The organism is Pseudomonas sp. 05L36 (assembly GCF_056398125.1).
The window spans coordinates 1-13,490 of sequence record NZ_JBFTOU010000028.1; the positions used below are offsets into that span (position 1 = coordinate 1).

General features: G+C 60.6%; 14 protein-coding genes and 1 pseudogene. 10 read left to right on the top strand and 5 right to left on the bottom strand.

Annotated elements, in window-relative coordinates; all coding sequences use genetic code 11:
* Positions 1 to 115 (top strand): annotated as a pseudogene (locus AC1DKH_RS24565) (IS110 family transposase); the annotation flags it as partial.
* 51 nt (positions 116 to 166) lie between these two features.
* Here the strand turns inward: AC1DKH_RS24565 and AC1DKH_RS24570 are convergent.
* On the bottom strand, positions 167 to 799 hold the full coding sequence (locus AC1DKH_RS24570) for a TetR family transcriptional regulator (RefSeq protein WP_477799570.1): 633 nt from the start codon (positions 797 to 799) through the stop codon (positions 167 to 169).
* Between the two features lie 170 nt (positions 800 to 969).
* Entirely contained in the window at positions 970 to 1,398 is a 429-nt protein-coding gene (locus AC1DKH_RS24575) for a hypothetical protein (protein WP_477753470.1), read from the bottom strand.
* 387 nt (positions 1,399 to 1,785) lie between these two features.
* On the opposite strand from AC1DKH_RS24575, the gene AC1DKH_RS24580 reads away from it, so the two are divergent.
* The gene (locus AC1DKH_RS24580) at positions 1,786 to 3,861 is read left to right on the top strand and encodes an AsmA family protein (protein ID WP_477799571.1); all 2,076 of its coding nucleotides are present in this window, start codon (positions 1,786 to 1,788) and stop codon (positions 3,859 to 3,861) included.
* Between the two features lie 131 nt (positions 3,862 to 3,992).
* Here the strand turns inward: AC1DKH_RS24580 and AC1DKH_RS24585 are convergent, their stop codons facing one another.
* On the bottom strand, positions 3,993 to 4,907 hold the full coding sequence (locus AC1DKH_RS24585) for a LysR substrate-binding domain-containing protein (RefSeq protein WP_477799572.1): 915 nt from the start codon (positions 4,905 to 4,907) through the stop codon (positions 3,993 to 3,995).
* A gap of 109 nt (positions 4,908 to 5,016) precedes the next feature.
* Between AC1DKH_RS24585 and AC1DKH_RS24590 the strand changes: the two genes are divergently transcribed.
* From AC1DKH_RS24590 to AC1DKH_RS24600, 3 genes are all read left to right on the top strand, one after another.
* Entirely contained in the window at positions 5,017 to 5,655 is a 639-nt protein-coding gene (locus AC1DKH_RS24590; protein WP_477799573.1) for an FMN-dependent NADH-azoreductase, read from the top strand.
* Positions 5,656 to 5,961: a DMT family transporter gene (locus AC1DKH_RS24595; RefSeq protein WP_477799574.1), complete on the top strand. Its 306-nt coding sequence runs from the start codon at positions 5,656 to 5,658 to the stop codon at positions 5,959 to 5,961. It abuts the gene before it with no gap.
* Positions 5,962 to 6,057: 96 nt separating this feature from the next.
* Complete coding sequence (locus AC1DKH_RS24600) at positions 6,058 to 6,948, top strand: esterase/lipase family protein (protein WP_477759996.1); 891 nt, start codon at positions 6,058 to 6,060, stop codon at positions 6,946 to 6,948.
* Between the two features lie 15 nt (positions 6,949 to 6,963).
* Here AC1DKH_RS24600 and AC1DKH_RS24605 read toward each other — a convergent pair whose 3' ends face one another.
* The gene (locus AC1DKH_RS24605) at positions 6,964 to 7,839 is read right to left on the bottom strand and encodes a DMT family transporter (RefSeq protein WP_477799575.1); all 876 of its coding nucleotides are present in this window, start codon (positions 7,837 to 7,839) and stop codon (positions 6,964 to 6,966) included.
* Between the two features lie 97 nt (positions 7,840 to 7,936).
* Between AC1DKH_RS24605 and AC1DKH_RS24610 the strand changes: the two genes are divergently transcribed.
* The 3 genes from AC1DKH_RS24610 to AC1DKH_RS24620 all read left to right on the top strand — a co-directional run bounded on the left by AC1DKH_RS24610 (position 7,937) and on the right by AC1DKH_RS24620 (position 10,356).
* Entirely contained in the window at positions 7,937 to 8,731 is a 795-nt protein-coding gene (locus tag AC1DKH_RS24610; RefSeq protein ID WP_477799576.1) for an AraC family transcriptional regulator, read from the top strand.
* Between the two features lie 64 nt (positions 8,732 to 8,795).
* Positions 8,796 to 9,104 (top strand): PsiF family protein, encoded by a 309-nt coding sequence (locus AC1DKH_RS24615; protein ID WP_477759995.1) that lies wholly within the window; start codon positions 8,796 to 8,798, stop codon positions 9,102 to 9,104.
* A 238-nt stretch (positions 9,105 to 9,342) separates the two neighbouring features.
* Positions 9,343 to 10,356: an AI-2E family transporter gene (locus AC1DKH_RS24620; RefSeq protein ID WP_477759994.1), complete on the top strand. Its 1,014-nt coding sequence runs from the start codon at positions 9,343 to 9,345 to the stop codon at positions 10,354 to 10,356.
* A gap of 114 nt (positions 10,357 to 10,470) precedes the next feature.
* On the opposite strand, the gene AC1DKH_RS24625 is transcribed toward AC1DKH_RS24620, so the two are convergent.
* Positions 10,471 to 11,745 (bottom strand): Hsp70 family protein, encoded by a 1,275-nt coding sequence (locus AC1DKH_RS24625; protein WP_477753460.1) that lies wholly within the window; start codon positions 11,743 to 11,745, stop codon positions 10,471 to 10,473.
* Between the two features lie 298 nt (positions 11,746 to 12,043).
* Here AC1DKH_RS24625 and AC1DKH_RS24630 point away from each other — a divergent pair, with 298 nt between their 5' ends.
* Together AC1DKH_RS24630 and AC1DKH_RS24635 are read left to right on the top strand one after the other, a co-directional pair.
* A complete protein-coding gene (locus AC1DKH_RS24630) occupies positions 12,044 to 12,991 on the top strand; it encodes a DnaJ C-terminal domain-containing protein (RefSeq protein ID WP_111284472.1) in 948 nt (315 codons plus the stop codon).
* A gap of 23 nt (positions 12,992 to 13,014) precedes the next feature.
* Positions 13,015 to 13,320 (top strand): chaperone modulator CbpM, encoded by a 306-nt coding sequence (locus AC1DKH_RS24635; protein WP_477799577.1) that lies wholly within the window; start codon positions 13,015 to 13,017, stop codon positions 13,318 to 13,320.
* The last annotated feature ends 170 nt before the right edge of the window (positions 13,321 to 13,490 follow it).

Sequence of the window (13,490 nt, forward strand, 5' to 3'; positions counted from 1 at the left end):
AAGAGCCAAAGGGTTCAGCACCACGCRGGCACTGGTGATCTTGGCCCGCAAACTTGCCCGGATCGTATTTGCACTGCTGAAAGGGCAAGGCGAATACCAACCGAAAGCAGGTTGAGGGGTTCCCCTCAACCATAGAATCTCCCACAGGGATTTCACGCACAGAAAGTTACTCGGTGCTGCCAAGCCCTTGCCAATGCTTGAGGCCGATAAAGATAAACCGCAGTTGCTGGGTGATTTTCGCCTGGGGCGTCAGGTGCTCGGGCAAGGCTTCGGCTGGCGGATCGATGATGTCCGGCAGGGTGGCGAACACGCTTTTGACGATCAGATCCGCCATGACACTCAGGTCGGCGATGTCCAGATGCTGCAGCTTCGGCATCAGTGACAAGTCCGCCGCGAGGTCCGAACTGATGTCTTCACGCAAACGGCCGATGGCCTGGCGCACCGGCAGCGAACCGCCGTATTGCTCACGGGCGAGAAACAGGAACTGCGAACGGTTGGCGCTGACCACGTCGAGAAAGATCCGCACCGAGGCATCGATGATGCCGCCCATCACGAATTCGTTGTGTCGTACCAGGCGAATGGTTTCGCGGAATGTCTGGCCGACTTCGCTGACCAGCACCAGGCCCAGTTCATCCATATCGACAAAATGGCGGTAGAAACCGGTCGGTACGATGCCAGCGGTTTTCGCGACTTCGCGCAGGCTCAGGCTGCCGAATCCTCGGCCGCCATCCATCAGGCGCCGGGCAGCGTCCATCAGGGCGTTACGGGTTTGTTGTTTCTGTTCGGCGCGGGGCAGCATCGCAGGGGTGTTTTCTGGACAGGGACGCGCGCACTCTAGCAAATCGGCTTTGCCGGCGTCGAACGACTGTGGGGGATCAAGCAGGGAAGTGCCGCATTTATCAAGCGGATCGCTGAAAAGTCAAAAGCCCAATCCGGGGATTGGGCTTTTTTTCAGGGCGGCCATGAGGCTTAGCTCAGATCGCTGTTGCGTTCGATCACACGGTCACCACCGCCTTCAGCGAGGGTTTGACCTTGTGGAGTACGATCGGAACCGTCGGCAGCCAGGGTCTGGCCTTGTGGGGTGCGGTCCGAACCGTCAGCAGCGAGGGTCTGACCTTGTGGGGTGCGGTCCGAACCGTCAGCAGCGAGGGTCTGACCTTGTGGGGTACGGTCCGAGCCATCCTGAGTGATCAGGCCTTTTTCTTTCAGGCGATCATTACCGCCTTCGGCAAGGGTCTGGCCTTGTGGAGTACGGTCGGAACCATCAGCGGCGACGGTCTGGCTGAACACCGAGTGGTTTTGTTTCACTTGTGGCGTGGCCTGGTCAGCGGCTGGCAGGGCAAAAGCAGTACTGGCCAGCATCGAGAGGGTAAGGCTAAGCAGTAATTGGCGTTTCATGATTGTTCTGCTCCTTGGGAGGGCGAATAAGTGGGTACGAAAGCAATGCTACTCTCGATAAGTCGATATGAAAGTTCATAAACGCAATGGTAATAATCAACGGAATTGATTGTTTGCTGCGGAGGCTCTAGAACGGGCGCTTCCCACGGATGGTTTTGCACCGGAGTGGGTATTTTCGACCCATCTCTGACATGCAAAAGTGCGGAGGTGGTAACGCTGAATGACTGATTGGTCAGTATTTGACTTGGCGAATTCGGCGAATTCGGCCTATCGATTAAACCTGCCGGGTTTTTATCAGTCGTAGAATTCATGGCGGGTCGTTTGCGGCTCACCGTTTCACATGTGCGTCGCAGTCGGGGCGCTCAGTCGTATCAGGAGCCCTGTGCAATGACGCGCACTCAAAAGACGATTGTCTGGACCCTTTCCACCTTCCTTACCTTGTTGATGGTACTGGTGCTGATCATCGTGTTCTTCGACTGGAACCGGATCAAACCGCCGCTCAACGCCAAAGTTTCCGAAGAGCTGCATCGCGCTTTCGCCATCAACGGCAATCTGTCGGTGGTCTGGCAGCCCGAACCCGATGAAAGCGGCTGGCGCGCCTGGGTGCCGTGGCCCCATGTAGTAGCCGAGGACCTCAGCCTGGGCAACCCGGACTGGTCGAAGCAACCGCAGATGGTCACCCTCAAGCGGGTAGAACTGCGTATTTCACCCCTGGCGTTGCTGGCGCAGCGGGTGGTGATCCCGCGCATCGATCTCACCGAGCCGAATGCCGAGCTGCAACGCCTGGCTGACGGGCGCGCCAACTGGACCTTCAAATTCGACCCAAAAGACCCCAACGCCGAGCCTTCGAGCTGGGTGGTGGATATCGGCGCGATCGGCTTCGACAAGAGCCACGTTACCCTCGACGACCAGAGCCTGAAGACTCAACTCGACGTGCTGATCGATCCATTGGGCAAACCGGTTCCGTTCAGCGATATCGTTGGCGACAAAGCGGCGAAAGCCGCGCAGGAAAAAGGCTCGTCACCCCAGGATTATGCGTTCGCCCTCAAGGTCAACGGCCAGTACCACGGCCAGAAACTCGCGGGCCAGGGCAAGATTGGCGGGCTGTTGGCGCTGCAGGACGCGGCACGGCCGTTTCCGCTTCAGGCACAGGTGAAGATCGCCGACTCAAGCGTCGAATTGGCCGGGACCCTGACCGACCCACTCAATCTCGGCGCCCTGGACCTGCGCCTGAAACTGGCCGGCACCAGCCTGGGCAACCTCTACCCGCTGACCGGCGTGACCCTGCCGGACACGCCACCCTATGCCACCGACGGCCACCTGGTCGCCAAGTTGCACGAGGCGGGTGGCGCGGTGTTCCGCTACGAAGAATTCAACGGCAAGATCGGCGAAAGCGACATCCATGGCAATCTGACTTATGTGGCCAGCCAGCCACGGCCAAAACTCAGCGGCTCGCTGTTGTCCAATCAATTGCTGTTCGCCGATCTGGCGCCGCTGATTGGTGCCGACTCCAACGCCAAACAGAAGGAGCGAGGCGGCGACAGCAAACAACCGACGGACAAAGTGCTGCCGGTCGAAGAGTTCAAGACCGATCGCTGGCGCGATATGGACGCCGATGTCGAGTTCACCGGCAAGCGCATCGTGCACAGCGAAAAATTGCCGTTCAACGACCTCTATACCCATCTGGTACTCACCGATGGCGTGCTTAGCTTCGAGCCGCTGCGCTTCGGCGTGGCCGACGGCAAGCTGGATGCGCAGATTCGCCTGAACGGCCACACCGATCCACTGGAAGGCCAGGCCAGGCTCACGGCGCGGGGCTTCAAACTCAAGCAGTTGTTCCCCGGCTTTGAACCGATGAAAACCAGTTTTGGCGAACTCAACGGCGATGCTGATATCAGCGGACGCGGCAATTCGGTGGCCAAGCTGCTGGGCAGTGCCAATGGCAGCCTGAAAATGCTCATCAACGATGGCGCCATCAGTCGCGAATTGATGGAGCTGGCGGGCCTGAATGTCGGCAACTATGTGGTCGGCAAGATCTTTGGCGACAAGGAAGTGAAGATCAACTGCGCAGCCGCCGACTTCGGCATCCAGTCCGGCTTGGCGAGTACCCGCTTGTTTGTATTCGACACCGAGAACGCCATCGTCTACATCGACGGCACCGCGAACATGGCGACTGAACAGCTGGACCTGACCATCACCCCGGAATCCAAGGGTTGGCGCCTGATATCATTGCGTTCGCCGCTGTATGTGCGCGGCAAGTTCATCAAGCCCGATGCCGGGGTCAAGGCCGTGCCGTTGATGCTGCGCGGAGCCGGGATGGTGGCGCTGGGCGTGATCGCTGCACCGGCGGCAGGGTTGCTGGCGCTGGTGGCGCCGAGCGCAGGTGAGCCGAACCAGTGTGCGCCGTTGCTGGAGCGGATGAAGGCGGGCAAGGTGCCTGTCACCGTCAAGCCGCCCAGATAATCGGGCGCCCGTGACAGAGCCATCGTCGGAGCGCCGCCCGGAGCAAGCTCGCTCCCACATTGGTCCTGCGTTTACAGATCATTGTGGGAGCGAGCTTGCTCGCGATGGCGGTCTGGTAGTCGCAGCAATTCTCACGTCAGAGCATGTCCCGACGCCAATGCCTCTTCACGCAGCCATGCAAAAAACGCCCGAACCGGTGGGTGCCGTTCGCGTCCCGGCACGCACAGGGCACTGTAGCCGGCGCCATCGACCTGGATTTCCCCCCGGTACGGCAACAACAGACCACTGGCCACGCTTTCCGACACCAGAATATTGCTTGCCAATACCAGGCCTTGCCCGGCAATCGCTGCTTGCAGGGCGTAGTGCTCTTCGTCGTATTCGCGTACCGCTGGCCGGCTGCTCAGCCAGGTTTCGCCTGAGCGAGCGCACCAGGCTTCCCAGCCGTGGGCATAAAGCTTTGAGTTGTACCAGCGCACGCTGATCAGCGTCGGGGCGCGACTCGACGCCAGGGCCACTTGTTCGGGCGAACCGTAGACGCCGAAGGTTTCATCGAACAGGCACTGGCCGTACAGGTTGGGGTAACTGTCGAGGCTGTAGCGCAGCACCAGATCGACACTGGCGTCCTGATGCAGATCGATGACTTCGCAGTGGGTATCGAGGCGCACGTTGATGTTCGGGTGACGGGCGTAGAAGCGTCCCAACCGTGGTACCAGCCACAGCGCGGCGAAGGCGGCGGTGGTGGAGACCGTCAGGCTGGCGCCGCTGCGTTGCGGGCGCAGGGTATCGACACTTTGCGCGACTTCCAGAAAAGCCCCGTGCAGGCTCTGGAACAGCCGTTCGCCGCATTCGGTCAGGCGCACCTGGCGTGGCAGGCGCTCAAACAGCGGCACGCCGAGCCAGGTCTCCAGAGAGCGGATCTGATGGGACACCGCCGTCGGGGTGACTGACAGTTCTTCGGCGGCAGCCTTGAAGCTCAACAGGCGTGAGGCGGATTCGAAGGCGCGCAGGGCGGTCAAGGGCAGCGAGGCAAACATTGAAATCTCCACAGATGAAATAAACTCATCCTGACTTACTTTTGCTCATTTGAAGATGGACAGCTGCGAGCTTCAAGCTGCAAGCAACAAGCCGTTTGATTCTAGTCCGGAGGAAGTACAGATGAGTAAAATTCTTGCAATACACGCCAGTCCACGGGGTGACCGTTCCCATTCGCGTCGCCTGGCGGAAAGTTTTCTCAGCGCCTGGCAAGTTCGCCACCCGCCGGCTCAGGTCACTCGTCGCGAAGTCGGCCGGGCGATGATCCCGGCGGTCAACGAAGCGTTCATTGCGGCGGCGTTTTACCCGGAACCCGAAACGCGGCCGCTGTCGATGCAGGCGGATCTGGCGCTCAGCGATCAACTGGTCAACGAGTTGTTCGATCACGACCTGCTGCTGATCTCTACGCCGATGTACAACTTCAACGTGCCCAGCGGCCTCAAGGCCTGGGTCGATCAGATTGTGCGGTTGGGCCTGACATTCGATCACACGCTGGACAATGGCATCGCCCAATACACGCCGCTGTTGCAGGGCAAGAAAGCGCTGATCGTCACCAGTCGCGGCGGTTTCGGTTTCGGCCCGGGCGGCGAGCTTGAAGCGCTTAACCACGCTGATCCATGGCTGCGCACGGCGTTGGGTTTCATCGGCATCAACGACGTCACGGTGGTGGCGGCCGAGGGCGAGGAATCCGCCGAACGCACCTTCGCGGTGTCAGTGGCCGAGGCCGAGCAGCGATTGCTCGACCTGGCCCGGGAGTTCTAGATGGCCTGGCTGTTTCTGCTGGTCGCCGCCGGGTTCGAAGTCACCTTCGCCATGGGCATGAAGTACGCCGAGGGCTTCACCCGGCTCTGGCCTTCGCTGATCACCGTGGTGGCCGCTGTGGGCGGGATCTACTTCCTGACCCTGGCCATGCGCGAGTTGCCGGTGAGCATTGCGTACCCGATCTGGACCGCCATCGGTTCGCTGGGCACGGTGTTTCTCGGTTTCGCGCTGCTGGGCGAAAGCCTGACCGTGATCAAGCTGGTCTCGGTCGGGCTGATCGTGGCGGGCGTGGCGGGGTTGAAGTAGGGCGGATGACATAGACTTGTCATCTTCGCGGGCGTAGCTTGGCGGATGTCTTGCATCCCGCCTTGCGTCACCACCCGACCACCAGGATGTCCGCCCATGTCGCAAGGTTCTGCCCCGCGCTACCCGTTGGTGTTGGTCCCGGGAATGCTCGGGTTCATCCGCCTGGTGCTTTATCCCTACTGGTACGGGATCGTCGAGGCGTTGCGCCGTGGTGGTGCCGTGGTGTTCGCGGTGCAGGTCTCGCCGCTGAACTCGAACGAAGTGCGCGGCGAGCAACTGCTGGTACGTATCGACGAAATTCTGCGGGAGACCGGGGCCGACAAGGTCAACCTGATCGGCCATAGCCAGGGCTCGCTGACCGCCCGTTATGCCGCCGCCAAGCGTCCTGACCTGGTGGCATCGGTGACCTCGGTGGCGGGGCCGAACCACGGCTCGGAGCTCGCCGATTATCTGCACAGGCATTATCCCCATGACAGCGTCCGTGGTCGTTTGCTGTGCTTTTTTCTGCGGATGGTTGGCGCGTTGATGGCTTTGCTGGATACCGGTTACCGCGGGCCGAAGCTGCCGGTGGATATCCCTGCATCCCATCACTCCCTCACTACCGCTGGCGTGGCGCTGTTCAACCAGTGTTATCCACAGGGCTTGCCTGAAACCTGGGGCGGTCACGGTGCCGAAGAGGTCAACGGCGTGCGCTATTACTCCTGGTCCGGCACCTTGCAACCGGGGATTACCGATCGCGGGCGCAATCTGCTGGACGGCACCAACCGCAGTTGCCGGCTGTTCGCTAAAACCTTCGTCCGCGAAGCCGGGCATTGCGACGGCATGGTCGGGCGCTACAGCTCGCACCTGGGGACGGTGATTGGCGATGAGTATCCGCTGGATCACTTCGATATCGTCAACCAGTCGCTGGGGCTGGTGGGCAAGGGGGCCGAACCGATTCGGTTGTTTGTCGAGCACGCGGCGCGGCTGAGCGCGGTAGGGCTTTAGACCGCCACAAAAAAGCTAGGTGCGACCCAACACCGTCGTCCAGCGCTCGGAAACAATCACCCCACCCAAGGTCAGCACCCCACCGACCAAGTGATACATCGCCAGTTGTTCATGCAGCACCACCGCCGCAATCAATGCGGTAATCAACGGCAGCAAATTGAAAAACTGCGTGGTCCGGCTTGGCCCCAAACGTACCACGGCCTGCATCCACGCCAGCGGCGCGACCATCGAAGCCAGCAGGCAGGCGTACAGCACCAGCGGAATGTTCTGCAGGGTCGGGCCGACTTTCGGTGAGGCGAGGAACAGCGGAAACAGCACCAACACGGCTACCAGCACCTGCAGATACAGGAGCACCAGCGGCGGCAGTTTCAGCTGCCATTTTTTCAACAGGGTGCTGTAGACCGCGTAGGCCAGGGTGGCGATCAACATCATCGCGTCACCCAGGTTGACCCCGTGTTCGAGCAATGCGCCAAGGCTGCCGGACGACACCACCACCAGGACACCGGCGAACGACAGCACCGCACCGGCCAAGGCACCCATGGTCAGGCGCTGGCCGAGGCTGATGATCGCCATGGCGAGCGACATCAATGGCATCAGCGACAGGATGATGCCCATGTTGGTGGCCGAGGTCAGGCTCGCGGCGAAGTACGCCAGGCTTTGATAGACCGCCATGCCGAGAATACCGAGGACAAAGATCTTGCCCAGTTTCGGGCGGATCAGCGGCCAATGGGCGAGCACCGGTTTGAGCATGAAGGGCGTGAACAGCAACCCGGCCAGCAGCCAGCGGTAGAAACCGATCTCGGCGGGGAAAATCGCCCCGGCCGACATTTTGGTGATCACGGTATTGCCGGCCCAGATAAGAATGGCCAGCAGGGGATAAGCGTATTGCATCGGGAAAAACCAGAACGTTAATGAAGGGCAATTATCCGCTTGTCTGGATGCAAGCCTATACTTCGATCCAGACAACCCGCCCCTGATGACGGACAGCATGAGCAGTAAACACATCGACCTGCTGGATTTCAGCGAACTGCCGTCGGCGGTGTACTTCCGCTACGCCGATTTCGACGCCCACGAATACGCCGCGCCCCACCGACATCCCTGGGGGACGCTGGAATACGCAGCCCACGGCGTGCTGCACATGGACGTCGAGGGCAGCCGCTTCATGTCACCGCCGCAATACGCGGTGTGGGTGCCGCCGCAGATCGAGCACAGTTTCTACAGTCACCAACCGGTCAACTACCGCGCCGTGTGCCTGGCCCCCAAGGTGTGCGCCGATCTGCCGCCGCGAGCCTGCACCCTGGCCATCAGCGACATCCTCAAGGCGATCCTCAAGGACTTCGCCGCCCGTGACGTGAAAATCCCCGAGCAGGCCGCCGACCAGCGTCTGGCCCAGGTATTGGTGGATCAACTGCAACAAGCCCCGGTGCACGAGTGCTACCTGCCCTATGCCAGCAGCCCCGGGTTACTCGGGATCCTGGAAGCGTTGCAGGCCGAGCCGGGAGATAACCGCCCCCTGTGGGAATGGGCTGCACGCATCCATGTCAGCGAGCGCACCCTGGCGCGGCAGTTCGTGCGGGAACTGGGCATGAGTTTCGGTGAGTGGCGCCAGCGCCTGCGTTTTCTGGCGGCGATCGAAGCGCTGGATAGCCCGCGAAGTGTTCAAGAAATCGCCTTCGACATGGGCTACAGCACCGGCTCGGCGTTTATCGCGATGTTCCAGCGCCAGGCCGGGTGTACGCCAGAACAGTATCGCCGCAGCCATCTGGAGAACAGGAAGGTGTAACAGGGGTTGTCTACACTACAGAACAAAGCCGCGCTCCTCGGCGCGGCGACAGGGAGAAAACTCTATGAAGATGTTGCATGTCCCGTTGTTGATGATCGGTTTGCTGCTCTGTTCCCAGGGCTTCGCCGCCACAGCCCAACAGGAAAAGATGACTACCTGCAACGCCGACGCCACGGCCAAAAGCCTCAAGGGCGACGAGCGCAAAGCCTTCATGAGCACCTGCCTGAAGGCGACTCCGGCGGCAAACGATGCCGGCAAGGCCTTGACCCCGCAGCAAGAGAAAATGAAGACCTGCAACGCCGACGCCGCCACCAAAGCCCTCAAGGGTGACGAACGCAAGGCGTTCATGAGTGATTGCCTGAAGAAAAAGTAAGTATTGGCCTTGGATGTGTGTGGGCAGTGCTGACCTCATCGCGAGCAGGCTCGCTCCCACAGTGGAACTGAGTGCACAGGACAAATGTGGGAGCGAGCCTGCTCGCGAAGGGGCCGGAGGGGACGCAGCAAAATACCGGACAACCCCCGACCAAGGTCGCCCCACACAATCCCTAGTGCTCGCACCGGATCGCTGGCAGACTGCCAATCCTTTTTATGCCGTTCGTTTTTGAGGCTGTATGCCAACGTTTTCTCAGCGTCAAGTTTTGCTGGTCATCAGCTGGGTCATCATTTTTGGCGGGCTGCTGCTGGTCATCCCGCTGCGATTGCTGCCCAGCCTGCTCGCCGGGTTGCTGGTGTTCGAACTGGTCAACATGCTCACCCCGCAACTGCAACGGCTGATCGAAGGCCGGCGCGCGCGCTGGCTGGCGGTGGCCTTATTGGGGACGTTGATCGTCAGTGTGCTGACGCTGATCTTCGCCGGTGCCATCAGCTTCCTGCTGCACGAAGCAGAGAACCCCGGCGCTTCCCTCGATAAATTCATGGGCGTGGTCGACCGCGCGCGCGGACAACTGCCACCGTTCATCGACGCTTACCTGCCGGCCAGTGCCGCGGAGTTTCGAGTGGCGATTGGCGAGTGGGTGAGCAAGCACCTCAGTGATTTGCAACTGGTGGGCAAGGACGCGGCGCACATGTTCGTGACGCTGCTGATCGGCATGGTGCTCGGCGCGATCATCGCCTTGCAGCGCGTGCCGGATCTGACCAAACGCAAACCGCTGGCGGCGGCACTGTTCGATCGCCTGCACCTGTTGGTCCAGGCGTTTCGCAACATCGTGTTCGCCCAGATCAAGATCTCCCTGCTCAACACCGTCTTCACCGGGATTTTCCTGGCGGTGATCCTGCCGCTGTTCGGCATCAAGCTGCCGCTGACCAAAACCCTGATCGTGCTGACGTTCCTGCTCGGCCTGCTGCCGGTGATCGGCAACCTGATGTCGAACACCCTGATCACCATCGTCGGCCTGTCGCTGTCGATCTGGGTTGCCGTGGCGGCGCTGGGTTATCTGATTTTTATCCACAAGCTCGAATACTTCCTCAACGCGCGCATCGTCGGCGGGCAGATCAGTGCCAAGTCGTGGGAGTTGCTGCTGGCGATGCTGGTGTTCGAGGCCGCGTTCGGCCTGCCGGGAGTGGTGGCGGGGCCGATTTACTACGCGTATCTGAAGAGTGAGTTGAAGCAGGTGGGGATGGTTTGATCCGAAAGATGCAGGCTCTGGTCTGACGCTTTCGCTGGCAAGCCAGCTCCTGCAAGGGCGACGCAATCCTGTAGGAGCTGGCTTGCCAGCGAAGGGGGAACCACTGAATCTGGATCAGTCCATCGAGCCGTAACGCTTGGCCGCTTCAATCGCCAGACCACTGCCGATACTGCCAAAGATATTCCCTTCCACATGCCGCGCATTCGGCAACATCGCCGAAACACTGTTGCGCAGCGCCGGAATCCCGCTCGAGCCACCGGTGAAGAACACCGTATCGACCTGATCGACCCGCACATCGGCGTCTGCCAGCAGTTGGGTGACGCTGTTGCGCACCCGCTCCAGCAGGCTGTCGATGGCCGACTCGAACAGTGCACGGCTCAAGTCCACGCTCAGGCCCGCTTCAATGCGATCCAGTGGCACGTGACGGTTGTCGGCGTGGGTCAGCTGGATCTTGGTTTCTTCCACTTCCATGGCCAGCCAGTGCCCGGCGCGCTGTTCGATCAGCTTGAACAGGCGATCGATGCCGCCGGTGTCCTCGATGTCGTAGCGCATGCTGCCCAGGGCCAGTTGCGACTTCTGCGAGTAAACCGAGTTGATGGTGTGCCAGGTCGCCAGGTTCATGTGGTGGCTGGTGGGCATGTAGGCGCCGCTCTTCATGCGGCTGCCGTAGCCGAACAGCGGCATCAGGCCTTGCAGGCTGAGCTGTTTGTCGAAGTCGGTTCCGCCGATGTGCACACCGCCGGTGGCGAGGATGTCCTCGTGACGGTTATCCACACCCCGACGCTCCGGCGACAGGCGCACCAGCGAGAAGTCGGAGGTACCACCGCCGATGTCGACGATCAGTACCAGCTCTTCTTTCTCGATGGTCGACTCGTAGTCGAACGCGGCGGCAATCGGCTCGTACTGGAACGAGACTTCCTTGAAACCGATCTTGCGCGCCACGTCGACCAGGGTGTCTTCGGCTTCCTTGTCGGCCATCGGGTCATCGTCGACAAAAAACACCGGCCGACCCAGTACCACTTCTTCGAATTCCCGACCGGCGGCGGCTTCGGCGCGGCTCTTGAGCTGGCCGATGAACAGCCCGAGCAGGTCCTTGAACGGCATCGCCGTGCCCAGGACGCTGGTGTCGTGCTTGATCAGCTTGGAACCCAGCAGGCTCTTGAGCGAGCGCATCAGGCGGCCTTCGTAGCCTTCCAGGTACTCGTGCAGCGCCAGCCGGCCGTACACCGGGCGACGCTCCTCGATATTGAAGAAGACCACCGACGGCAGGGTGATCTTGTCGTCCTCCAGCGCGATCAGCGTTTCCACGCCGGGGCGCAGCCAGCCGACAGTGGAGTTGGACGTGCCAAAGTCGATACCCAAGGCACAGGCTGGAGATGCGTTGTTCATGTCTTTCAGGTTCCGGTTAAAAAACGGCCGCGCAGTGTATGTCAGAGCGCGCCAGATTCGAAGGCCGGTTATCTGCTAATTCTTCGCAGACAATGCCTTGAAAGATGGGGCATCCCCCCCAAACTACCCTGCATCAACCGGACAGCCGCGGGAGTGCTCGCAAGAAGCCCCGCCTGCTGCCGATAAACTTCTGCTGCGCTGCCCGGTCACAAATTTGAGATCGGTCAAACCAATGGCTGCAAACAAGCGCATGCTGTGGCCTGTGGCGCGATTCTGATAACGGATGGTGATTCCTTCGATGGACTTCAAAGACTATTACAAGATTCTCGGTGTGGAGCCGACCGCAGACGACAAGGCGATCAAGGCCGCCTATCGCAAGCTGGCGCGCAAATACCACCCCGACGTCAGCAAGGAAAAGGACGCCGAGGCCAAGTTCAAGGACGCCTCGGAAGCCTATGAAGCGCTGAAAAGCGCCGATAAACGCGCCGAATACGATGATTTGCGCCGCTATGGCCAGCACGGCCAGCCATTCCAGGGGCCACCGGGCTGGCAGAGCCGTGGCGGTTTCGGTGGTGGCGGCCAGGACACGGGCGATTTTTCGGACTTTTTCAGTTCGATATTCGGTAATCGTGGGCCAGGCTTTGGTGGTGGTGGACAGTCGCGTCGCAGCACCGGACGCCGAGGGCAAGACGTGGAAATGGAGCTTGGGGTTTTTCTCGAAGAAACACTGTCGACCGAGTCGAAGAAGGTCACCTTCCAGGTACCGCAGTACAACGCGGCCGGCCAGCATGTGAGCAACACCAGCAAAAGCCTGAACGTGAAGATCCCCGCCGGCGTGAGCGACGGCGAGCGCATTCGCCTCAAGGGGCAGGGCGCTCCGGGCGTGGGTGGCGGCGCAAATGGCGACCTGTACCTGACGATCCGTTTTGCCCCGCACCCGAAATTCGATGTCGAAGGCGAGAACCTGATCATCACCTTGCCGCTGGCACCGTGGGAACTGGCACTGGGTGCCGAAGTCGCCGTGCCGACCCTGACCGGCAAGATCAACCTCAAGGTACCGGCGGGCAGCCAGAACGGCCAGCGCATGCGCGCCAAGGGCCATGGCCTGATGAACAAGGCCGGTGAGCGCGGTTACCTGTTCGTACAACTGAAGGCTGTCATGCCCAAGAAGTCCGACGATGACATCAAGGCCCTGTGGCAGGAACTGGCGAAAAAAGCCGCGTTCGATCCGAGAGAACACTTCTGAACCCAGACATGGAGTAGCCCGTCATGAGCAGCCCCCTGATCGTTCAACTGAACCTGGCAGAATTCTGTGAGGCGGCCGATTTGTCGGACGTCCATGTGATCGAAATCGTCGAACACGGCATCCTCGAACCTCAGGGCGCCCTGCCCAAGGACTGGCGATTCAACGATTATGAGCTGACCCTGGCCAAACGCGCCGTCAAGCTGCGGTGCGATCTGGAGCTGGAATGGGAAGGCGTCGCCCTGGCGCTGGACCTGCTTGAAGAGGTCCAGCAGCTGCGGGCGGAGAATCGAATGCTCAAACAGCGGTTGGGGCGGCTGCTGATCGAGTAAGAATTCTGGTGTTTTTGTGTTGGCTGCCAGGTTGCTTTCGCAAGCAGGTGATTGCTGTGAACACAGGATTTGTGAACAGCACGATCCATTGCAGGAGCGAGCTTGCTCGCGATGAACGATAACGCGGTCCCCCTGCCTCATATTGTCCTGGGGAACACCACCGCCGATAA